General features: G+C 74.1%; 20 protein-coding genes. 9 read left to right on the forward strand and 11 right to left on the reverse strand.

The genetic code is table 11. The features are described from left to right. Positions 1-180: 180 nt before the first annotated feature. The gene (locus tag HH311_RS07865) at positions 181-1137 is read left to right on the forward strand and encodes a heme o synthase (RefSeq protein ID WP_169183047.1); all 957 of its coding nucleotides are present in this window, start codon (positions 181-183) and stop codon (positions 1135-1137) included. Positions 1138-1224: 87 nt separating this feature from the next. On the opposite strand, the gene HH311_RS07870 is transcribed toward HH311_RS07865, so the two are convergent. The 6 genes from HH311_RS07870 to mptB form a co-directional block, all read right to left on the reverse strand. Further along, positions 1225-2106, reverse strand: coding sequence for a hypothetical protein (locus HH311_RS07870; protein ID WP_169183048.1), 882 nt, complete (start codon positions 2104-2106; stop codon positions 1225-1227). A 120-nt stretch (positions 2107-2226) separates the two neighbouring features. Next, positions 2227-3189, reverse strand: coding sequence for a quinone oxidoreductase (locus tag HH311_RS07875; RefSeq protein ID WP_169183049.1), 963 nt, complete (start codon positions 3187-3189; stop codon positions 2227-2229). Positions 3190-3258: 69 nt separating this feature from the next. After that, positions 3259-4221, reverse strand: a complete 963-nt coding sequence (locus HH311_RS07880) for a COX15/CtaA family protein (protein ID WP_312029996.1) — start codon at positions 4219-4221, stop codon at positions 3259-3261. 39 nt (positions 4222-4260) lie between these two features. Next, complete coding sequence (locus HH311_RS07885; RefSeq protein WP_396027427.1) at positions 4261-5049, reverse strand: ABC transporter permease; 789 nt, start codon at positions 5047-5049, stop codon at positions 4261-4263. Next, positions 5046-5972 carry an ABC transporter ATP-binding protein gene (locus HH311_RS07890; RefSeq protein ID WP_169183050.1) on the reverse strand — a complete coding sequence of 309 codons (927 nt, stop codon included), beginning with the start codon at positions 5970-5972 and terminating at the stop codon, positions 5046-5048. Before HH311_RS07890 ends, HH311_RS07885 begins: the two co-directional genes overlap by 4 nt. A gap of 65 nt (positions 5973-6037) precedes the next feature. Next, on the reverse strand, positions 6038-7675 hold the full coding sequence (gene mptB / locus HH311_RS07895) for a polyprenol phosphomannose-dependent alpha 1,6 mannosyltransferase MptB (RefSeq protein ID WP_312029997.1): 1638 nt from the start codon (positions 7673-7675) through the stop codon (positions 6038-6040). Positions 7676-7877: 202 nt separating this feature from the next. Here mptB and HH311_RS07900 point away from each other — a divergent pair, with 202 nt between their 5' ends. From HH311_RS07900 to HH311_RS07930, 7 genes are all read left to right on the forward strand, one after another. Beyond that, on the forward strand, positions 7878-8720 hold the full coding sequence (locus HH311_RS07900; protein ID WP_312029998.1) for a metalloregulator ArsR/SmtB family transcription factor: 843 nt from the start codon (positions 7878-7880) through the stop codon (positions 8718-8720). Next, positions 8717-10177, forward strand: a complete 1461-nt coding sequence (gene sufB, locus HH311_RS07905) for a Fe-S cluster assembly protein SufB (protein ID WP_169183052.1) — start codon at positions 8717-8719, stop codon at positions 10175-10177. The genes HH311_RS07900 and sufB overlap by 4 nt, the downstream gene beginning before the upstream one ends. Then, the gene (gene sufD, locus HH311_RS07910) at positions 10174-11430 is read left to right on the forward strand and encodes a Fe-S cluster assembly protein SufD (protein WP_169183053.1); all 1257 of its coding nucleotides are present in this window, start codon (positions 10174-10176) and stop codon (positions 11428-11430) included. The genes sufB and sufD overlap by 4 nt, the downstream gene beginning before the upstream one ends. A 66-nt stretch (positions 11431-11496) precedes the next feature. Further along, positions 11497-12267 (forward strand): Fe-S cluster assembly ATPase SufC, encoded by a 771-nt coding sequence (sufC, locus tag HH311_RS07915; RefSeq protein WP_169183054.1) that lies wholly within the window; start codon positions 11497-11499, stop codon positions 12265-12267. After that, positions 12264-13595, forward strand: coding sequence for a cysteine desulfurase (locus tag HH311_RS07920; RefSeq protein WP_169183055.1), 1332 nt, complete (start codon positions 12264-12266; stop codon positions 13593-13595). The genes sufC and HH311_RS07920 overlap by 4 nt, the downstream gene beginning before the upstream one ends. A 9-nt stretch (positions 13596-13604) precedes the next feature. Beyond that, positions 13605-14078 (forward strand): Fe-S cluster assembly sulfur transfer protein SufU, encoded by a 474-nt coding sequence (sufU, locus tag HH311_RS07925; RefSeq protein WP_169183056.1) that lies wholly within the window; start codon positions 13605-13607, stop codon positions 14076-14078. Then, the gene (locus tag HH311_RS07930) at positions 14075-14479 is read left to right on the forward strand and encodes a metal-sulfur cluster assembly factor (protein ID WP_169183057.1); all 405 of its coding nucleotides are present in this window, start codon (positions 14075-14077) and stop codon (positions 14477-14479) included. Before sufU ends, HH311_RS07930 begins: the two co-directional genes overlap by 4 nt. A 51-nt stretch (positions 14480-14530) precedes the next feature. Here the strand turns inward: HH311_RS07930 and HH311_RS33180 are convergent, their stop codons facing one another. From HH311_RS33180 to HH311_RS07955, 5 genes are all read right to left on the reverse strand, one after another. After that, positions 14531-15556, reverse strand: coding sequence for an adenylate/guanylate cyclase domain-containing protein (locus HH311_RS33180; RefSeq protein ID WP_169183058.1), 1026 nt, complete (start codon positions 15554-15556; stop codon positions 14531-14533). After that, a complete protein-coding gene (locus HH311_RS07940; protein WP_169183059.1) occupies positions 15553-15999 on the reverse strand; it encodes a universal stress protein in 447 nt (148 codons plus the stop codon). Before HH311_RS07940 ends, HH311_RS33180 begins: the two co-directional genes overlap by 4 nt. Positions 16000-16117: 118 nt before the next feature. Continuing rightward, entirely contained in the window at positions 16118-17368 is a 1251-nt protein-coding gene (locus HH311_RS07945; protein WP_169183060.1) for a lycopene cyclase family protein, read from the reverse strand. Continuing rightward, positions 17335-17733, reverse strand: a complete 399-nt coding sequence (locus tag HH311_RS07950) for a hypothetical protein (RefSeq protein ID WP_211189779.1) — start codon at positions 17731-17733, stop codon at positions 17335-17337. The genes HH311_RS07945 and HH311_RS07950 overlap by 34 nt, the downstream gene beginning before the upstream one ends. A gap of 47 nt (positions 17734-17780) precedes the next feature. Next, the gene (locus HH311_RS07955) at positions 17781-18581 is read right to left on the reverse strand and encodes an SDR family oxidoreductase (protein ID WP_169183061.1); all 801 of its coding nucleotides are present in this window, start codon (positions 18579-18581) and stop codon (positions 17781-17783) included. A 183-nt stretch (positions 18582-18764) separates the two neighbouring features. Between HH311_RS07955 and HH311_RS07960 the strand changes: the two genes are divergently transcribed. Then, a complete protein-coding gene (locus tag HH311_RS07960) occupies positions 18765-20387 on the forward strand; it encodes an ABC-F family ATP-binding cassette domain-containing protein (protein ID WP_169183062.1) in 1623 nt (540 codons plus the stop codon). Positions 20388-20581 lie beyond the last annotated feature (194 nt).

The following is a 20581-nucleotide window of genomic DNA, read 5'->3' on the forward strand; positions in this document are numbered from 1 at the left end:
GCCCGCTCCCGCGGATGCGCCTGCGTGTGGACCGGCCCGCACCTCCACCGCCGGACCGGGGGCCGGGCGAGCGCGACCGGCGCCCGGGGTGCAGACTGCACCGACGACAGCGTGTAGGAGGCGGCGGTCCGGGACGCTCCGGACGCCGCCGGTGGACGCGGGAGAGGACCGGGTGATCGGGTGAGCACGGCGGTCGGTCCGGCGCCGACGGGGGACCGGACCAGGCTCGGCGGGCTGTGGGCCCGCGCAGTGGCCACCGTCCGGGCCTACCTGGCGCTGACCAAGGCCCGGATCATCGAGCAGCTGCTCGTGGTCACGGTCCCGGCGATGATGCTCGCCCAGCGCGCCGTGCCGTCCCTGTGGCTCGTGCTCGCCGTCCTGCTCGGCGGGGCGGCCGCGGCGGCCAGCGCCCACGCGCTCAACTGCGTCATCGACGCCGACATCGACGCGAAGATGGCCCGCACCCGCAAGCGGCCGCTGGCCCGTGACGCGGTGCCGCGCTCGCACGCGCTCGTCTTCGGGCTGGTGCTCGGAGCCGCGTCCGCGGTGTGGCTGGGGCTGACCGCGAACTGGGTGGCCGCCGGGCTCTCGGTCGCCGCGATCGCCTTCTACATCGTGGTCTACACACTGGTCCTCAAGCGCCGGACCTCGCAGAACATCGTCTGGGGCGGCGCCGCGGGCTGCATGCCGGTGGTGATCGGCTGGGCGGCGGTGACCGGCTCGGTCGGCTGGCCCGCCCTCGTGCTGTTCGGGATCATCTTCTTCTGGACGCCGCCGCACTTCTGGGCGCTCGCGATGCGCTACCGCGACGAGTACGCCGCGGCCGGGGTCCCGATGCTGCCGGTCGTCGCCGCGCCGCAGCGGGTGAGCCGCCAGATCGTCCTGTACTCGTGGGCGATGGTGGCGTGGTCGGCCCTGCTGATCCCGGCGACGTCGTGGATCTACCTGGCCACGGCCGTCGTCGGCGGGGTGTGGTTCCTCGTGGCCGCGCACCGTCTCGACCGGGCCGTCCATCGCGACGAGGTCGTCAACTCGATGCGCCTGTTCCACCTGTCGAACACCTACCTGACCGGGTTGTTCGTGGCCGTGGCGGTGGACTCGGCGTTCGGCTGGCCCGCCCTCGGGTGGCCGTTCTAGGACGTCGCTCCTGCTCGGGGTCCGCGATTCCGAGGGGCCACTGAGCGCAGCTCGGTCGGGCTCCGGGTCTGCCTCGTGTGCTCGTGATCAACGTCCCCGGGTGGACAGGGCCGCCTTCACCCGCACGGCGAACGCGTGCGGGAAGCGCAGGTCGAGGGCCGTGCACGGGAGCACGAGCCACCCGGCCGCCGCAAGCGCCGCGAACCGGGCCTGGTCGCGCCTCCACTGCTCGCGGTCGGTGCGGTGGTGGTCGCCCTGGTAGTCCGCGGCCACCTCGACCTCCTCCCAGCCGAGATCCACCCGCCCGACGAACCAGCCGTCGTCGTCGAACACCTGCACCTGGGGCACCGCCGGCGGGACGCCCTCGTCCGTGAGGCCGAGGCGCATCCGCGTCTCCGGAGGTGATCCCGCGCGGGGGTCGGCACGCGCCACGGCAGGGGCGACGCGGCGCCATCCGCGGCTGCCGGGCCGGCTCTCCCCGAGCACCAGCAACTCCTCCGGGGCGAAGCCGCCGACGCGTGCCAGTGCGTCGAGCGCGACGACCCGCTCGACCGGGTCCCCGAGCCTCCGGACCAGGTCCCAGGCCGTCCGTAGCGCCGAGGTGACCAGGACGTCCTCGACGGCCACCACCTCGTCGGCGGCGAGCACGTCCTGGTGCAGCCGCAGGCCCGGGCGCGGACGGAGGCGCCGGCGCCCGACGACGAGGTCGACGGGCACCGTCGCCGGCCCACAGCCCGCGCCGAGGAGCTCGGCCGCGGCGTGCCCGCCGACGACCGGCGGCTCGCCCCGGACGTAGAGGACCGCCTCACGCGCCCGGCCCGCGAGGTCGTCCGCCGCGGCGACCTGTCCGGCGAGGGCGTGCACGTTCGGGAAGAGACGCCGCACGCCGGGACCCGCCACGCGACCGCGCGTGATCCGCCCGGCCCGGACCGCCTCGCTCGCCCGGAACGGCCCCGCGATGTCCTCCACACCTCTTCGAGTCCGCGGACGGCCTCCGGGTTCCACCCTTCCGCGAGGGGTACAACAGGCAGCTCCAGCGGCCGCGGGACCTGCCCCACGTGCTCGTGATCATGAGCAGGGGAGCCGCGCTCACGGGATGAGCAGCAGCTTCCCCGTCGTCGTCCGGCCCTCGAGGTCGCGGTGCGCCTGGGCGGCGTCGTCGAGCGGGTAGCGCCCGCCGACGCGGATCGGCAGCGACCCGTCGGCGACCATCGCGAACACGGCCGCCGCCCGCTCCCGCAGCGCCGCCGTCGTCATGACGTGCCACCCCAACGAGGGCCGCGTCAGGTACAGCGACCCCCCGGAGTTCAGCCGCTGCGGGTCCACCGGCGGCACCGGCCCGGACGCCGCCCCGTAGAGCGCCAGCACGCCGCGCACCCGGAGCGAGGCGAGGGAGCCGTCGAACGTCGTCGCGCCCACGCCGTCGTAGACGACCGCCACGCCCCGGCCCTCGGTGAGCTCGCGGACCCGGTCGGCGAACCCCTCGTAGCGCAGCACGTGGTGCGCGCCGGCCTGCCGGGCGAGCTCGCCCTTGGCCTCGGTGGAGGTGGTGGTGATGACCGTGGCGCCGAGCGCCGACGCCATCCGGCACAGCAGCAGGCCCATCCCGCCCGCCCCGGCGTGGACGAGGACGGCGTCGCCGGCCGCGACGGGATGCGTGTCGTGCACCAGGTAGTGCGCCGTCATGCCCTGCAGGAGCGACGCCGCGGCCAGCTCGGTGGGCACCGCGTCGGGGATCGGCACCACCCGGGCCGCCGGGATCACCGCCCGCTGCGCGTAGCTGCCGGGACCGTCGGCGAAGGCCACCCGGTCGCCCACGGCCACGTCGGTCACCCCGGGCCCGACCGCGGTGACCGTCCCGGCGCCCTCGAGGCCCGGCGTCGTGGGCAGCGTCGCGGGGTAGATGCCCTGGCGCAGGTAGGTGTCGATGTAGTTGATCCCGACCGCGCCCACCTCGACGAGGACCTCACCGTCCCCCGGCGAGGGGTCGGGGACGTCCTCCGGCACCAGGACCTCGGGCCCGCCGTGGGCATCCACCCGGACGGCTCGCATCGCCGCTCCCTCTCCGCTCCTCGGCAACCGGCAGCTCGTCGGCAACCGGCACCCCGACGAGAGGATGCCCTACGACGCCGACAACGCGGGCGACGCGACCGCCCCGGTCCCGCCCGAGGGCTCGCGCGGCACGGGCGCCGTCGTCGCCGCCCAGAGCCACGCCGTGGTCGCCGTCGTCAGCATCGCCCCGAGCACGTGCAGCGCCACGAGGACCTCCGGCACCCCGAGCGCGTACTGGACGCCCCCGAGCGCGCCCTGGGCGAGCGTGATCAGCACGAGGACGCGGAAGCGCACCACGACCGGGCGCGGCGCCCCCACGGCGTGCAGGAGGAACCCGAGGCCCACGAGCAGGCCGAGGAAGACGCAGAGCAGGTCCGCGTGCAGCGTCGCGAGCTGCGGGACGGTGAGGGCGTCCAGCCGCGGCGTGGCCGCGTCGCCGGCGTGCGGGCCGGCGGAGGTCACCAGCGTCCCGGCCACGAGCAGCGCGACCAGCACCACCCCGGTGACGACGAGGAGCCCGCGGACCGCGCGCGGCACCGTCGTCACCCGGGACTCCCCGGCGCGGCCGAGCGCCCAGGCGTCGCGGGCGAGCAGCACCGCGAGCCACACCAGCGGCACGGACACCAGGAAGTGCGCCGCGACGGTGTACCAGGCCAGTCCGGTCAGCACGGTGATCCCGCCGAGGACGGCCTGCGCGACGACGCCGAGCGGCATCGCCGCCGCCAGCCAGCGCAGCCGGCGCCGACGGGGCCGGACGAACACCGCCGCGACCACGCACGCCGCGACGACGACCACCAGGGCGATCGTCAGCAGGCGGTTGGAGAACTCGACCCACTGGTGCAGCGTCGCGACCTCGGGGTTCGGGGTGGGGACGAGGCTGCCGGGGAAGCACTCGGGCCACGTCGGGCAGCCGAGACCGGAGCCGGTCACGCGCACGACGGCCCCGGTGACGGCGATGCCGCCCTGCCCGACGACGGCGAGCACGGCCAGCACGCGCATCAGCACCGGGGGCGTGGACCACCGTGTCGTCACGTCGCCCAGCCTACGACAGCCGGTAGGAGAGCCACGGGGTCAGTCCCAGCGCAGGGTCCGCGCCGCCGCGGTCCCGGCGACGAGGGTCCACACGAGGAGCACCACGATCTGCGAGAGCGCGGGCGTGCCGCCCAGCAGGACGGTGCGCAGGCCCTCGGCGAGCGCCCCGCTCGGGAGCAGCGCGACGACGGCCCCGAGCGGGCCGGGGAGCTGCGCGGCGGGCACCACGATCCCGCCGACGAACAGCAGGACGAACCAGACGACGTTCGCGATGACGAGCACGAGGTCGGCGCGGACGGCCCCGCCGAGCAGCAGCCCGCAGGCCCCGAACGCGGCGGCGCCGAGCACCACGAACAGCAGCGCCCAGCCGACCGCCGCCCCGTCCGGGCGCCACCCCAGCAGCAGCGCGACCCCGCCCAGCACGACGACCTGGATGACGACGACGGCCGCCGTCCCGCCGAGGCGCCCGGTGACCACGAGCCAGCGGGGGATCGCGGTGGCGGCGAGCCGGCGCATCAGCCCGTAGCGGCGGTCGAACCCGAGGGCGATGGCCTGGCTGGTGAAGCCGGTGGACATCATCGCCAGCGCGAGCACGGTGCCCAGGGCGGCGTTCACCCGCGGGTCGGGCAGCGCGACGAGCCCGCGCAGCAGCGTCAGGCCGACGAGCAGCGCCAGCGGGATGACCAGGGTGAGCAGCAGCTGCTCGGAGTGGCGCAGCGCGAGCACCGTCTCGGTGCGGGTGTGGACGGCGAGCATGCGGGCCCGCGAGCCGATCCCCGGGTCGGGGGTGAAGGTGCCGCCCGGGAACGGCGTGGTGGGGGTGCTCACGAGCGCAGCTCCCGTCCGGTGAGGTCGAGGAAGACGTCCTCGAGGCTGCGGCGGCCGACGCGGACGTCGTCGGCGAGCACGCCCTGGCGCGCGCACCACGCGGTGACCGCGGCGAGCACCTGGGGGTCGATCGCGCCCTCGACGGTGTAGTGCCCGGGCGGTCCCTCGGAGCTGGCGTGGCCCTCCGGGAGCACCTCGGTGAGCAGGCCGAGGTCCATCCCCGGCGCCGCGCGGAACCGCATCCGCTGCTCGGAGCCGGAGGCGGTGAGCTCGTCGGGCGAGCCGGCGGCGACGACCCTGCCGTGGTCGACGATGACGACGTCGTCGGCGAGCGCCTCCGCCTCCTGCATGAGGTGCGTGGTGAGCAGCACCGCGACGCCGTCCGCGCGCAGGGCGCGCACGAGGTCCCAGACGAGGTGGCGGCCCTGGGGGTCGAGGCTGGCGGTGGGCTCGTCGAGGAACACCAGCTCCGGGCGCCCGACGACCGCGCACGCCAGGCTGAGGCGCTGCTGCTGGCCGCCGGAGAGCCGCTTGTAGGGGAGCCGGGCGCACGACTCCAGCCCCAGCGTGCGCACCAGCCAGCCGGTGTCGAGGGGCCGGGCGGAGCAGGCCGCGACCAGGTCGAGCATCTCGCGCACCCGCACCATCGGGTACGCGCCGCCGCCCTGCGGCATCACGCCCATCCGCGCCCGCAGGGCTTCGGGGGCGCCGGCGGGGTCGGCCCCGAGCACCCGGACGGTCCCCGAGGTGCGCTCCCGGAAGCCCTCGCACACCTCGACGGTCGTCGTCTTGCCCGCGCCGTTCGGGCCGAGCAGGGCGAGGACGCGGCCGTGGTGCAGGTCGAGGTCCAGCCCGTCGACGGCGGTGGTGGTGCCGTAGCGCACGACGAGGTCGCGGACCTCGACGGCCGGTTCCGTCCCCACGGCGCCCAGCCTAGGTCCCGCAGAGCCGGACGGCCGGGCACGGGTGGGGCCGGGCGGGTGCCCGCTCAGGAGACCTCCTCGGGCTCCGGCGCGACCGGTGCCGGGTCGCGGCGGGGCGGGATCCGGGGGATGTTGCCGCGCGCGGCGAGCAGCGGGACCACGGCGACCGCCAGCGCGGCGAAGATCGCCATCGGGAGCTGGTAGGCCCGGAACGTGAAGTCGTTGCCGGTGGGCGGGACGAGCAGCGCCACCGCGGCGCAGATCGCGACGGCGGCCCCGCGGATGCGCGGCGCGGTGACCGAGGCGGCCAGCGGCACCATCAGCCACAGCAGGTACCAGGGGTGCAGCACCGGCCCGGCGAGGAACACCGCGCCGAACCCGTACGCGACGCCCGCCACCGGGTGCAGCCGCCCGCGCACCACGGCGAGCACCAGCAGCGCGCACACCAGCGCCGACACACCGAGCCCGGCGGACCGGGTGAGCGAGAGGACCGCGTCGGTGTGGTCGCCCAGCCCCAGCGCGATCCCGATCTGGCCGCCGAGCACGCCGAGGTCGGTGGTGACCGACAGCCAGCTGCGCAGCAGGTTGGGCACGGACAGCGCGGCGATCCACCCGAAGCCCAGCCCGGAGAGCACCGACACCGCGACGACCACGCCGAGCCCGGTGGCCGTCACCAGCGCACCCCACCCGACGAGCGCGACCAGGCCGTCCCGCCCGCGGGGGTCGCGGCCGGCCGCCAGGCAGCGCTCCCGGGCGACGTGCGCGGCGAGGAACGCCAGCGCCAGGATCGCCGGGATCTTCCCGGAGGCGCCCAGCCCGATGATCAGCGCGCCGAGGAACCAGCCCTTGCGGAAGCCCATCTCCAGGCCGAAGAAGACGACGCCGAGCATGATCGCGTCGTTGTGGATGCCCGAGACCAGGTGGAAGAGCACCAGCGGGCTGACCGCGAGCCACAGGGCGGCGATGGGCTCCACCCCGGCGCGGCGCGCCAGGTGGGGCGCCGCCCAGATCACCAGGCCGATGCCGACGAGCGCCAGCACGCGGTGCAGGTAGACGCCGAGCACGATGTCGTCGCCCGCGATCGCGGTGACCAGCCGGCCGAAGGTGAGGAAGCCGGGGCCGTAGGGCGACGGGGTGGTCCGCCAGATCGTCGGGATCGAGGCGACCAGGGGATCGTCGAGACCCAGCGCCTGCGCTGCGCCGTAGACGTAGGGGTCGAAGCCCCGGGAGACCACCTCGGACTGCGAGAGGTAGCCGTACACGTCGGTGGAGAACAGCGGGGGTGCGACGGCGAGCGGCGCGGCCCACATGACGAGGATGCGGGTGAGCTGGCGGACCGACAGGCGCACACGTCCCGGCCAGGCCAGCCGGCCGAGCCAGAGCCACGCCAGCACGACCATCCCCATGCCGACGTAGGCGAGCGTCAGCGAGACCGTCGGCAGCCGGGCGGGGAGGCCGAGCACGCGGACCCCGAGCACCGGGTTGTAGGCCGAGGCCGGGGCGGCGCCGCACCCGAGCGCGCCGACCGCCATGAGGAGCGAGCCGGTGAACCCGAAGCGCCGGCAGAAGCGCAGCCGTCGGCGCTCGTCGGGGGTGGCGGGCGCCTCGGGCCCCGTGATCTCGCCGGGCCCGCCCGCGCCCGGCGCGGCGGTGCCCGACGGCGGGGGCTCCTCCGGGGGCGCCGTCGGGGCCGTGGCCGTCACTCCGGGAACGATACCGAGGGGCTGATCGGCCTCCGGCCGGACCCGGCCGGGTGAGGCGCGACACGCCCCCGGGCACCGACTTTGCCGCCCGTCGCCATATAAGCAAGACTGGTGTTGTCAAAAGCGGCGGTGCGGGGTCATGATCGGCCCCGGTGATCGCGGCGACGCGACGCGACGCACTCGCGGGACGGGAGGTGACGACGTGACGGGGTCCACGCAGAAGACGGCGGGGCACGGTCCGGCCCACGCCGAGCACGCCCGTTCCGCGGCGGACGGGCGGACCCGGGACGCCGTCGTGCGCCTGCTCCTCGAGCAGGGCCCGACGACGGCGGCCGGGCTGGCCGAGGCGCTGAACCTGTCGGGGCCCGGCGTGCGGCGCCACCTCGACGCGCTGGTCGCCGAGGGCACCGTCGCCACCCGGGACGCTCCGCAGCCCGGGGGGCGCAAGCGTGGCCGGCCCGCGCGGCAGTTCCTCCTCACCGCGTCCGGGCGTGCCCGGGCCGGCCGGGAGGAGCACGGCTCGGCCGAGCTCGCGGTGGCGGCGCTGCGCCGCCTCGGCGAGGCGGCCGGCGAGGACGCGGTGCGGGCCTTCGCCCGGGACCGGGCGCTGGCCATGGTGGGGGAGCACCGCGAGCACGTGCTCGCGGGCGCCGACCGCGGCGAGCGCGCCGCCCGGCTCGCGGGGGCGCTCACCGCCGAGGGCTACGCCGCGACGACGCGGGGGGCCGGGTCGCACGACGGCCTGGACGCCCGGGTCACCGGCGAGCAGCTCTGCCAGCACCACTGCCCGGTCGCCGACGTGGCGGCCGAGTTCCCGGCGCTGTGCGAGGCGGAGGCCGAGGTCTTCGCCGAGCTCCTGGGCACCCACGTCCAGCGGCTCGCCACCATCGCGCGTGGTGACGCCGCGTGCACCACCCACGTCCCGGCGCAGCAGGCGCGCGGGGCGGAGCAGGACCAGCACGACGAGCACGACGAGCAGACGGGCACCATCCCCGCCGTCACCACCGGTGCGGGGCCCGACGTCAAGGGAAGGCAGGTCGTATGACCACCGCCGCGGAGCGGACCACCCCGCAGGAGAGCCCCCAGAAGGAGGCCCTCAGCCAGGAGGAGACCCTCGCCTCCCTGGGGAGCTACCAGTTCGGCTGGCACGACAGCGACGTCGCGGGCGCCAGCGCCCAGCGTGGGCTCAACGAGGCCGTGGTGCGCGACATCTCGGCCAAGAAGGACGAGCCGGACTGGATGCTCCAGCTGCGCCTCAAGGCGCTGGGCATGTTCGAGAAGAAGCCGATGCCGCAGTGGGGCTCGGACCTCTCGGGCATCCACTTCGACAACATCAAGTACTTCGTCCGCTCGACGGAGAAGCAGGCCGCCTCCTGGGAGGACCTGCCCGACGACATCAAGGCGACCTACGACAAGCTCGGCATCCCCGAGGCCGAGAAGGAGCGCCTGGTCGCGGGCGTCGCGGCGCAGTACGAGTCCGAGGTCGTCTACCACCAGATCCGCGAGGACCTCGAGCAGCAGGGTGTCATCTTCATGGACACCGACACCGGGCTGCGCGAGCACCCGGAGCTGTTCGAGGAGTACTTCGGCTCGGTGATCCCGGCCGGCGACAACAAGTTCTCCGCGCTGAACTCGGCGGTCTGGTCCGGCGGCTCGTTCATCTACGTGCCCAAGGGTGTCCACGTGGACATCCCGCTGCAGGCGTACTTCCGGATCAACACCGAGAACATGGGCCAGTTCGAGCGGACGCTGATCATCGTCGACGAGGACGCCTACGTCCACTACGTCGAGGGCTGCACGGCGCCGATCTACTCGAGCGACTCGCTGCACTCCGCGGTCGTCGAGATCGTCGTGAAGAAGGGCGGCCGCTGCCGCTACACGACCATCCAGAACTGGTCGAACAACGTCTACAACCTGGTCACCAAGCGCGCCAAGGCCGAAGAGGGCGCGACGATGGAGTGGGTCGACGGCAACATCGGCTCCAAGGTGACCATGAAGTACCCGGCCGTCTGGCTGACCGGGCCGCACGCCAAGGGCGAGGTGCTCTCGGTGGCGTTCTCCGGCGAGGGCCAGCACCAGGACGCCGGCGCCAAGATGGTGCACCTCGCGCCGCACACGTCGTCGACGATCATCTCGAAGTCGGTGGCCCGCGGCGGCGGCCGGACCTCCTACCGCGGGCTGGTCCGGGTCAACAAGGGTGCGCACCACTCGCGGTCGACGGTGAAGTGCGACGCGCTGCTGGTCGACACGATCAGCCGCTCGGACACCTATCCCTACGTCGACGTCCGCGAGGACGACGTGACGATGGGCCACGAGGCGACCGTCTCGAAGGTCAGCGAGGACCAGCTCTTCTACCTGATGTCCCGCGGCCTCACCGAGGACGAGGCCATGGCCATGATCGTGCGCGGGTTCGTCGAGCCCATCGCGCGCGAGCTGCCCATGGAGTACGCGCTCGAGCTCAACCGCCTGATCGAGCTGCAGATGGAGGGTGCTGTCGGATGACCGAGCCGGTGGCTCAGTCGGGTGGCGGGATCGTCGACGCACCGGGTGCCCCGGTGCTCGACGTCGACCCCGGCATCAGGACCGCGGGGCCGGTCACGGCCCCGTGGGAGGAGCGTTTCACCTCCTACGACGTCGAGGCCTTCGAGGTCCCGCGCGGGCGCGAGGAGCAGTGGCGGTTCACGCCGCTGCGGCGCCTGCGCGGGCTGCACGACGCCTCGGCACACGTCGACGGGGCCGTCGACGTGTCGGTGCGCGCCGGCTTCGGCGAGGACGCCGGCGAGCTGACGGGCAGCGGGGTGCGCCTCGAGACCGTCGGCCGCGACGATCCGCGGATCGGCGACGGCGGCATCCCCGCCGACCGGGTCGCGGCCCAGGCGTGGTCGGCCTTCGAGCAGGCCCACGTGGTGACGGTGAACGAGGCACGGTCCGACGACGACCCGCTGACGATCACCGTGACGGGCCCCGGCGAGGGCGCCACGGCGTACGCGCACCTGCAGCTGCGCCTCTCCCACCACGCTGAGGCTGTGGTGGTCCTCGACCACCGGGGCTCGGGCACGGTCGCGGCGAACACCGAGTTCGTCGTGTCCGACGGCGCCAAGCTGGTGGTCGTCGAGGTGCACGACTGGGCCGACGACGCCGTGTACGTCGGCGCCCAGCACCTCTCGGTGGGCCGCGACGCGACGATCCGGCACACCTCGGTGACCCTCGGCGGCGACCTGGTCCGGCTCTCGCCGGTGGTCAACTACCGGGCGCCCGGCGGCGACGCCGAGCTCGACGGGCTGTACTTCGCCGACGGCGGGCAGCACTTCGAGCAGCGCCTCCTCGTCGACCACTCGGTGCCGAACTGCCGCTCCCGCGTCATGTACAAGGGCGCGCTGCAGGGGGCCGAGGGCGACAAGGCCGCGCACACCGTGTGGGTCGGCGACGTGCTCATCCGCAAGGCGGCCGAGGGCACCGACACCTACGAGCTCAACCGCAACCTGCTGCTCACCGACAACGCCCGCGCCGACTCGGTGCCGAACCTCGAGATCGAGACCGGCGAGATCCTCGGGGCGGGGCACGCGTCGGCGACGGGACGGTTCGACGACGAGCAGCTGTTCTACCTGATGGCGCGCGGGATCCCCGAGGTCGCCGCCCGCCGGCTCGTCGTGCGCGGGTTCTTCGGCGAGGTCATCCAGAAGATCCGCGTCCCCGCGCTGCGCGACCGGCTCGAGGCCGCCGTCGAGACCGAGCTCGAGGCGATCGGATCGTGATCAATGGTCGGCTCGTGAGCCGGCCGCCGTTCCCCACCACCACCGCTCTGTGCTGAAAGAGGCTTGATGTCCACCCTCGAGATCCGCGACCTGCACGTCGAGGTCGAGACCGAGTCGGGCCCCAAGGAGATCCTGCGCGGCGTCGACCTGACGGTGAACTCGAACGAGACCCACGCGATCATGGGTCCGAACGGGTCCGGCAAGTCGACGCTGGCCTACTCCATCGCGGGCCACCCGAAGTACACCGTCACGAAGGGCCAGGTGCTCCTCGACGGCGAGGACGTCCTGGAGATGGCCGTCGACGAGCGCGCCCGCGCCGGGCTCTTCCTCGCGATGCAGTACCCCGTCGAGGTGCCCGGCGTCTCGATGTCGAACTTCCTGCGATCCGCCGCCACGGCCACCCGCGGCGAGGCGCCGAAGGTGCGCCATTGGGTCAAGGAGGTCAAGAACGCGATGACCGACCTCGAGATCGACCCGTCGTTCGCCGAGCGCTCGGTCAACGAGGGCTTCTCCGGCGGTGAGAAGAAGCGCCACGAGGTGCTCCAGCTCTCGCTGCTCAAGCCCCGGTTCGCCGTCCTCGACGAGACCGACTCCGGCCTCGACGTCGACGCCCTGCGCGTCGTGTCGAAGGGCGTGAACGACTACAAGGCGTCCTCGGACGTGGGGATCCTGCTGATCACCCACTACACCCGCATCCTGCGCTACATCGCGCCGGACAAGGTGCACGTGTTCGTGAACGGCCGGGTCGCCGAGTCCGGGGGCCCCGAGCTCGCCGAGGAGCTCGAGGAGAACGGCTACGAGCGCTTCACGGGCACCAAGGAGGAGCAGCCGGCATGACCACGTTCGCATCCGCTCCCACCACGGCGGGTGCGACCCTGGATGTCGAGAAGATCCGCGCGGACTTCCCCATCCTGAGCCGCACCGTCCGGGACGGGAAGCCCCTGGTCTACCTGGACTCGGGCGCCACCTCGCAGCGTCCGCGCCAGGTGCTCGACGCCGAGCGGACGTTCCTCGAGACGTCCAATGCCGCCGTGCACCGCGGCGCGCACGCGCTCTCCGAGGAGGCGACCGACGCCTACGAGTCGGCGCGCTCCCGGATCGCCGCGTTCATCGGCGCCGAGCCCGACATCGAGACCTCGGAGATCGTGTTCACGAAGAACGCGACCGAGGCGCTGAACCTCGTCGCGTACTCGATGTCGAACGCGACGTCCTCGGACGACCCGGCCGCCCGGCGCTTCCGGGTCGGGCCCGGCGACGAGGTCGTCGTCACCGAGATGGAGCACCACGCGAACCTCGTGCCCTGGCAGGAGCTCTGCCGGCGCACCGGGGCCACGCTGCGCTGGTTCTCCGTCCAGCGCGACGGGCGTCTGGACCTCGACTCGCCCGAGGCGCAGTCGGTCATCAACGAGCGCACGAAGATCGTCGCCTTCACCCACCAGTCCAACGTGCTGGGCACCGTCCCGCCGGTGGCCGCGCTGGTGGAGCGGGCGAGGGCCGTCGGGGCGTACACCGTGCTCGACGCGTGCCAGTCGGTGCCGCACACCCCGGTCGACGTGCACGCCCTCGGCGTGGACTTCGCGGCGTTCTCCGGGCACAAGATGCTCGGCCCCTCGGGGATCGGCGTGCTCTACGGGCGGCGCGAGCTGCTCGAGGCGATGCCGCCGTTCCTGACCGGTGGGTCGATGATCGAGCTGGTGCGCATGGAGGGCTCCACCTACGCGGCGCCGCCGGCCCGGTTCGAGGCCGGCGTGCCCATGACCTCGCAGGCCGTCGGACTCGGCGCCGCCGTGGACTACCTCTCGGCCATCGGCATGGAGAACGTCCACGCCCACGAGACCGCGCTGACCGCCGCGGCCCTCGAGGGGCTGCAGGCCATCGACGGCGTCACGATCATCGGGCCCCGCACCACCGAGGCGCGCGGGGGAGCGGTGTCGTTCGAGATCGACGGCGTGCACCCGCACGACGCGTCGCAGGTGCTGGACGACTCCGGCATCGCGGTCCGCGTCGGCCACCACTGCGCGTGGCCGCTGCACCGCGCGTTCGGCGTCCAGAGCTCCATCCGCGCGAGCTTCCACGTGTACAACACGCTCGACGAGGTGCAGGCCCTGCTCGACGGGGTACGCCGCGTGCAGGACTTTTTCTCCGGTGGCGGCGTTGCTCTCTAGGGAGGTGCCGTGAAGCTCGAATCGATGTACCAGGAGATTATCCTGGACCACTACCGCAACCCGCACGGCCACGGCCTGCGCGACCCGTTCGACGCCGAGGTCCACCACGTGAACCCGACGTGCGGCGACGAGGTGACGCTGCGGGTGCACCTCGACGGGTCCGGGCGCGACGCCAAAGTCGTCGACGTCTCCTACGACGCGCTGGGCTGCTCGATCAGCCAGGCCGCGACGTCGGTGCTGAACGACCTCGTCGTCGGGCACACCGTCGGGGAGTCGTTCGACGTGCTGGCCGAGTACCAGAAGATGGTGCAGGGCCGGGGCAAGGTCGAGCCCGACGAGGACGTCCTGGACGATGCGGTGGCGTTCGCCGGCGTGGCCGCCTACCCGGCGCGGGTGAAGTGCGCGCTGCTGGGCTGGTTGGCGTTCAAGGACGCGGTGGCCCAGGCTGACCAGAACGCTCCGGAGCTGGAGGGGCAGGCATGACCGAGACCGAGACCGACACCACCCGCGGTGCCGAGGGGATGCCCGACGCGCCCGCGCCGACGGCGGAGACGCCGTCGATCGACGACCTCGAGGAGGCCATGCGCGACGTCGTCGACCCCGAGCTGGGGATCAACGTCGTCGACCTCGGCCTGCTCTACGGCATCGACGTGCACCACGAGGACACCGGCACGGTCGCGACGCTCGACCTGACGCTGACCTCGGCGGCGTGCCCGCTGACCGACGTCATCGAGGACCAGTCCCGCGCGGCGCTCACCCGCGGTCCGGGCGGCGGGCTCGTCGACGACGTGCGCATCAACTGGGTCTGGATGCCCCCGTGGGGCCCGGACAAGATCACCGACGACGGCCGCGAGCAGCTGCGGGCACTCGGCTTCACCGTCTAGGTGGCCTTCGGCCTGGTGAGCAGAAAGTGTCGGTATACCGACACTTTCTGCTCACGAGCGCGTGCGCCCCTCACGCACCACGTGCGGCTTGAGGTGCTTGTAGCCGCGGACGTTCAGCGGCGGGACGGAGCGCAGCTCCACGTCGAGGCCCTGCTCGCGGACGGCGGCGGTCAGCTCGTCGTCCAGCAACGTCGTGCCCGGCCGGGCGTGCGACGTCAGCCGGCTCGCGATGTTCACCACCGGCCCGTAGACGTCGCCGTAGCGGGGGAGCACCTCGCCGTGGGCCAGGCCGATCCGCAGCGCGAGGCGGCCCTCGTCGTCGGGGACCTCGCGGTGCAGGTCGGCCGCGATCCCGAGCGCGCCCGCGACGTCGGGGCAGACGAACAGCACCTCGTCGCCCAGCGTCTTGACGATCCGCCCGCCGCGGCGTGACACGACGTCGGTGCTGACGCTCTCGAAGCGCTCCAGCAGCGACCGCAGCTCGTCGGCGTCGACGGCGCGGGACAGCGCGGTGAAGCCGACGAGGTCGGCGAACCCGACCGTCGTCGTCGTGGTGCGCCCGTCGCCGTCGTCGTCGGCCTCCGCCTCCGCGATGGCGGACAGCATGCGGCCCGCGGTCACCGTGAGGTGCCGCCGCCACGTGTAGGCCTGGAGCTTCTCGAGCAGCGGCACCAGGGTCCGGACGGAGTCCACGACGGCGTCCGGGTCGTCGACGTCCCCGCGGTCGGCGATCGTGCGCCGCAGCAGGTTGGCCTGCCACTCGGCGAGCCGGGCCATGCTCTGTCCGAGGGTCCGGGCGATCGCGAGCGCCTCGGCCTCGTCGAGCGCCTCGTCACCGAGGAGCTCCTCCACCAGGGCCAGCGCGTCGAGGTCGGCCTGGGCGAACGCGGCCACGTCGTCGGGGACCCGCGGGAAGCCGAGCGCGCTCCACAGCCGCGCGGTCTGCTCGAGGCCGACCCCGGCGCGCTCCGCGACGTCCCCACGCCGCAGCGTGCGCTCACCGCCGAGGAGGAAGTCCTCGACCTCGCGCTGCGCCTCGCCCCAGCGACCCGACGGGTCCTCCGACGACGGGCTCACGTGGTGTGGACGATGAGGACGTCCGTCGGCGCCTTCCGCGAGATGCCCTGCGGGACGGAGCCGAGCAGCCGGCCCGACAGGCTGTTGAGGCCGCGGTTGCCGATGACGAGGAGGTCCGCCTTGCGGTCGGTGACGACGTCGGTGACGACCTCGATGGGGTCGCCCTCGACGGCCACGGTCTCGACGCTGCCGGCGCCCTTCGCGGAGGCGCGCTCCTTGGCGTCCCGCAGGGTCTCCTCGGCCGGGGTGGACCCGACGACGTGGTAGGCGGCGTCCTCGCCGAGCTGCTGCTCGGCCTGGCCGGTGTTCCGGGCCGGGTGGTACGCGCAGATGATCAGCAGGGTGGCCGAGGAGTCGGCGGCGACGGTGGCCGCGCGGTCGACGGCGCGGTAGGAGGACTCGGACCCGTCGGTCCCGACGGCGACGAGCTGGTAGGCGCCCATGGCGTGCTCCGATCTCAGGGCTCTGGTCCGGACGTCAGTGGAACGAACGTGTACCGGAGGGGCCGCATGCTAGCGCGATGACCCGGACGGAGGCATTCGACCCCCCGGTCGGCGGCGGTCAGGGGCGTTGCGCCTCACCCGGTCCACACAGCGTTCCGGCGACGAGGTGCCCACGGAGGCGGGGGTTCAGTCGTGCGAACACACACAGCATCGCCCGCATCGCCTCGGCGACGTCCTCGTCCGACCCGTCCGACCCCAGGTACGCGCGCCGGTGCGGGGCGGGCAGCGAGAAGAAGCGGTCGAAGAACTCCGGCACCTCACCTGCGGGGAGTCGCAGGAGGACGTCGAGTCCGCGGCGCCGCATGCCGTGCACGACGCGGGCCGACCGGCTCCGTGCGGCACGCCGCGCGCGGGTCGCTCGACTCGCGGCGTCGACGCCCGCACGATCGTCCGATCGAGCGACGACGGCGTCAGCCAGTCGAGTGGCGACCCGCAGTGAACGTGCCACCGAGAAGCCGGACGCGGGGTGGACCAGGGGAGCCGCGGCACCGAGCGCGACGACACCGTCCGGGGAGCGGTGCGACGGGGTGTCGACCGGGAACCGGACGTGCTCGACGCGCCCCGGGTCGTCGAGGGGGACCTCGGCGTCGCGCAGCCCGGCCGCGCGCAGCCGCCGGCGGAGGCGCTCGGCGAGCTCGGGCAGCGGCAGACCCGGCCGGCGGGCCAGCGAGGTCTCCTCGAGCAGCACCCGGCCGTCCCCGAGCGGCACCGCGTACAGGAACGTCGGCCAGCCCGGCAGGCCGTGCAGCGGTCGCCAGTCCATGAACAGCAGCCGCCCGTCGGTCACGCGGGCCGCCGTGGCCGCGTCGACGACGACGCCGAGCGCGGTCTGTTCGGCGCGCCGCCCGCCCCGGGCGCCGGTCGACAGCGCCTGGACGGCGCCGGTCGCGTCGGCGACCACGTCCGCGGCGAGCTCGGTGCCGTCGGCGAGCACCGCCCGGCCCCGCCCGGCCGCGACCACCCGCCCCCGGTGCACCCGCACCCCGTCGTGGTGCAGCGCCCGCTGGAGCCCCGGCGTGTCGAGGATCGCGTACTCGTCGTCGAGCCGGTGGGCGTGCGTCGCGATCGCCCACCCGACGTCGTGCGCGGCGACCACCCCGGGGGGCAGCGGGTCCGGTCCGGCGGGCAGCTCGTGGCACCACGCGCCGTAGGTGTGGCGCCAGGTGCGGTCGGGCCGGGGGTCGACGAGGACGACGTCGAGCCCCTGACGTGCGCAGGCGCGCGCGGCCGACCAGCCGGCGGGTCCGCCGCCGGCGACCAGCAGGTCGGCCCCCGTCAGTCCCGGTCGGTGCCCATCTCGCGGTCCCACGCGCGCAGCGTCTCGCGATCACGCTTGGCCCGCGCGTTCCAGTCCCGCATCGTCTGGGGGTAGCCGGTCACCGTCACGTCGTAGATCGGCACGCCGCACTTGCGGGCGAGGCGCTCGGCCGCCCGCGGGGTGCCGACGCGACGGCGGGTCCACTCACCGTCGACCGCCACGGCCACGACGGTGGTGTCGGTCGCGGTGGTCTCCGGCTCGACGAAGAACTCCACGCCGCCCCGAGACCGGGCGAACGAGCGCAGGTGCTCCAGGTCGGCCGGGCCGCCCTCGCGGTCGAGGACCTGGCGCCGGCCGTCGGCGCCCACCCCGCCGCCGCCCGATGCGCCGCCGCGCAACCAGCTGAACAGGCCCATGACGCCCAGTGTCCACGATCTCGGGCGGGAGGGGTGTGAAGCGACCCCTATCCGGCGGCCAGCGTGCCGCCGTCGATGCGCACCGTCTCCCCGGTGATCCACGACGCGGCGTCGGTGCAGAGGAACCCCACGAGCGCGGCGACGTCGGCGGGGTCGCCGAGCCGCTTGAGGGGATAGCCGTCCGCGACCCCCTGCTCGTCGGCGGTGTAGAGCGCCTCGGCGAAGCGGGTCCGGACGATGGCCGGGGCCACGGCGTTCACGCGGATCCGCGGACCCAGCTCCGCGGCGAGCTCCTCGGTGAGGCGGATGAGCGCGGCCTTGGACGCGCCGTAGGCGGCGATGGCCCGGGTCGACCGCAGCCCGGCCACCGAGGCGATGTTGACGACGCTGCCGCCGTGCTCGCCCATCCACGCCGCGTGGGCCTGCTGGAGGAAGCCGAGGGCCGCGACCACGTTGACGTCGAAGATCTTCGAGACGGCGCCGAGGTCGGCCTGCATCAGCGGCCCGTACACCGGGTTGACCCCGGTGTTGTTCACCAGCACGTCCAGGCGCCCGAAGCGCTCGACGGTCCCCGCGACGGCGGCGGCGCGCGCCTCGGCGTCCCCGGCGTTGCCGGGGTGGGCGAGCACCCGGTCCGGCGCCCCGAGGCCCTCGGCGGCCGTGTGGAGCACGTCGGGCTTGCGGGCCGTGATCGTGACGCTGGCGCCGCGCGCGAGCAGGTCGGCGGCGATGGCGAGCCCGATGCCGCGGCTCGCCCCCGTGACCAGCGCGACCTTCCCGTCGAGGCGGTCGCGCGGGCCGCCGGGGGAGGGCGCGGTGGTGGGCTCGCCGCCCGCGGTGACGCTCATGACAGGCGACCCTAGCCACGTCGCGGGGCGCGGGGCCGGGGGCCGCCGACGAGGCTCACCTACACTGGGGTGGAACACCAGCGGCGTGGTGTCCGCACCTCGGCGTCCCCTGTGGCCCGTCGCGACCGCCGCCTGCGTCGCCGCCGACGCGACGCGAACCCCGACCCCGGGATGAGGCCCCCTGTGATCACCGCGTCCGATCTCGAGCTGCGTGCCGGCTCCCGTGTCCTGCTCGCGGGGGTCACCCTGCGCGTGCAGCCGGGGGACCGCATCGGCCTCGTCGGGCGCAACGGGGCCGGCAAGACCACCTCGCTGCGCGCGCTGGCCGGCGAGTCCGAGCCCTACGGCGGCACCGTCCGCTCGACGGGCCCGGTCGGCTACCTCCCCCAGGACCCCCGCGAGGGCGACCTGTCGGTGCTCGCGCGGGACCGGGTGCTCTCCGCCCGGGGGCTCGACCAGATCCTGCGGGACATGGAGAAGGCCCAGACCGCGATGGCCGAGCTCGCCGACGACGCCGAGCGCGACAAGGCGGTCGCGCGCTACGGCAAGCTCGAGACCCGGTTCGCCGACCTCGGCGGCTACGCGGCCGAGAGCGAGGCCGGCCGCATCTGCTCCAACCTCGGGCTGCCCGACCGGGTGCTCGCCCAGCCGCTCGAGACGCTCTCCGGCGGGCAGCGCCGCCGCGTGGAGCTCGCGCGCATCCTCTTCGCCGCCTCCGGCGACGGCGGCAACGCCGGGACGACGCTGCTCCTCGACGAGCCGACGAACCACCTCGACGCCGACTCGATCTCCTGGCTGCGCAGCTTCCTGCGGGCCCACGAGGGCGGGGTCGTGGTGATCAGCCACGACACCGACCTGCTGGCCGACGTCGTCAACAAGGTCTGGTTCCTCGACGCCACCCGCGGCGAGCTCGACGGCTACAACATGACCTGGAAGAACTACTTGCGGGCACGCTCCGACGACGAGGCACGGCGCCGGCGGGAGCGGGCCAACGCCGAGAAGAAGGCCTCGGCGCTGCAGACCCAGGCCGCGAAGATGGGGGCCAAGGCGACGAAGGCCGTGGCCGCCAAGCAGATGCAGCGTCGGGCGAACGCCCTGCTGGAGGGGCTCGACGAGGAGCGGGTGTCCGACCGGGTGGCCGCCATCCGGTTCCCGACCCCGCAGGCCTGCGGCCGGACCCCGCTCACCGCCGCCGGGCTCTCGAAGAGCTACGGCTCGCTCGAGGTGTTCACCGGGGTCGACCTGGCCGTCGACCGCGGCTCGCGGGTGGTGATCCTCGGGCTCAACGGCGCGGGGAAGACGACGCTGCTGCGCATCCTCGCGGGGGTGGAGCACCCCGACACCGGCGAGGTGGTCCCGGGACACGGACTGCGCACCGGGTACTTCGCTCAGGAGCACGACACCCTCGACATGGGCCGCAGCGTCTGGCAGAACGCCCGCTCGGCGGCGCCCGACACCCCGGAGCAGCAGCTGCGGACGCTGCTGGGGGCCTTCCAGTTCTCCGGCGAGCAGCTCGAGCAGCCGGCGGGCACGCTCTCCGGCGGCGAGCGGACCCGGCTGGCGCTCGCCGGCCTGGTGTCCTCGGCCGCGAACGTGCTGCTCCTGGACGAGCCGACCAACAACCTCGACCCGGCGTCGCGGGAGAAGGTGCTCGACGCGCTGCGCCACTACGAGGGCGCCGTGGTCCTCGTGACGCACGATCCCGGCGCGGTCGAGGCGCTCGAGCCCGAGCGCGTCATCCTCCTGCCCGACGGCACCGAGGACCACTTCTCGGCCGACCACCTCGAGCTCGTCGAGCTCGCCTGAGGACTCGGCCGTTCGGCCCAACCTCGCGGCGTAGGGCCTTCGTGAGCTGGAACGATCGAGCGATGGGCCGCCTGGGCGGATCTCGATCCGATCGGCGCAACCGCTCACCGATCATGTGAAATGTGCCGTGGCGCACACCGGCTCTCACGATCATCATGGGTCCACCGGGCACCGTCCGGGAGAGGGGTGGACCG

This window comes from Actinomycetospora sp. TBRC 11914, from assembly GCF_012933465.1.
Taxonomy (GTDB): domain Bacteria; phylum Actinomycetota; class Actinomycetes; order Mycobacteriales; family Pseudonocardiaceae; genus Actinomycetospora.

Coding starts and splice junctions, on each gene's coding strand:
- HH311_RS07875 (WP_169183049.1), bottom strand. CDS start 3,189: ATGCGAGCCGTCCGGGTGGATGCCCACGGCGGGCCCGAGGTCCTGGTG.
- sufB (WP_169183052.1), top strand. CDS start 8,717: ATGACCACCGCCGCGGAGCGGACCACCCCGCAGGAGAGCCCCCAGAAG.
- sufD (WP_169183053.1), top strand. CDS start 10,174: ATGACCGAGCCGGTGGCTCAGTCGGGTGGCGGGATCGTCGACGCACCG.
- sufC (WP_169183054.1), top strand. CDS start 11,497: ATGTCCACCCTCGAGATCCGCGACCTGCACGTCGAGGTCGAGACCGAG.
- HH311_RS07920 (WP_169183055.1), top strand. CDS start 12,264: ATGACCACGTTCGCATCCGCTCCCACCACGGCGGGTGCGACCCTGGAT.
- HH311_RS07930 (WP_169183057.1), top strand. CDS start 14,075: ATGACCGAGACCGAGACCGACACCACCCGCGGTGCCGAGGGGATGCCC.
- HH311_RS07940 (WP_169183059.1), bottom strand. CDS start 15,999: ATGGGCGCCTACCAGCTCGTCGCCGTCGGGACCGACGGGTCCGAGTCC.
- HH311_RS07950 (WP_211189779.1), bottom strand. CDS start 17,733: ATGGGCCTGTTCAGCTGGTTGCGCGGCGGCGCATCGGGCGGCGGCGGG.
- HH311_RS07955 (WP_169183061.1), bottom strand. CDS start 18,581: ATGAGCGTCACCGCGGGCGGCGAGCCCACCACCGCGCCCTCCCCCGGC.